The organism is Myxococcus xanthus, assembly GCF_013116825.1.
Taxonomy (GTDB): domain Bacteria; phylum Myxococcota; class Myxococcia; order Myxococcales; family Myxococcaceae; genus Myxococcus; species Myxococcus xanthus_B.
Genome location: NZ_JABFNS010000305.1, coordinates 1 through 521 on the forward strand (window position 1 = coordinate 1; position 521 = coordinate 521).

The 521-nt window shown below is 35.9% G+C and carries 2 protein-coding genes; one reads left to right on the plus strand and one right to left on the minus strand.

The features are described 5' to 3' along the window. On the plus strand, positions 1 to 330 hold a 330-nt coding region (locus HNV26_RS37435), incomplete at its 5' end, for an SIS domain-containing protein (protein ID WP_171453048.1). Here HNV26_RS37435 and HNV26_RS37440 read toward each other — a convergent pair. Next, positions 311 to 521, minus strand: a 211-nt coding sequence (locus HNV26_RS37440) for a glycosyltransferase family 9 protein (protein ID WP_301340312.1), incomplete at its 5' end; no start/stop codon positions are given. The two genes, HNV26_RS37435 and HNV26_RS37440, sit on opposite strands and share 20 nt — an antisense overlap.

The following is a 521-nucleotide window of genomic DNA, read 5'->3' on the forward strand; positions in this document are numbered from 1 at the left end:
CTTACAACCGATACTTCAGCGCTTAGTGCTATAGGAAATGACTATGGTTTTGAGTTTGTTTTTTCAAGACAAGTGGAGGCTTTAGGAAATGAAAATGATGTTTTAATCGGCATTTCAACCAGTGGAAAAAGTCCCAATGTTTTAGAAGCTTTTAAAAAAGCAAAAGAACTTAATATGCTTTGTTTAGGGCTTAGTGGAAAGGGCGGTGGAATGATGAATAAGCTTTGTGATCATAATCTTGTTGTGCCAAGCGATGATACGGCTAGAATTCAAGAAATGCACATTTTAATCATACACACGCTTTGTCAGATTATAGATGAGGGTTTTTAAGTAAATTTCTAGCTTCTTCTATAACCCTTTGAGGCTTTAAATCTTTCATGCATTTGTGGTGTTTTAAAGGGCAGGTTTTTTGCATACAAGGCATACAAGCTAGATCTAAGTGTACTAATTTTGCGTTTTGATTTTGCCAAGGTGAAGTTTGGGTAAATTTTGTGGGGCCAAAAATAGCTACGGTTTTTACC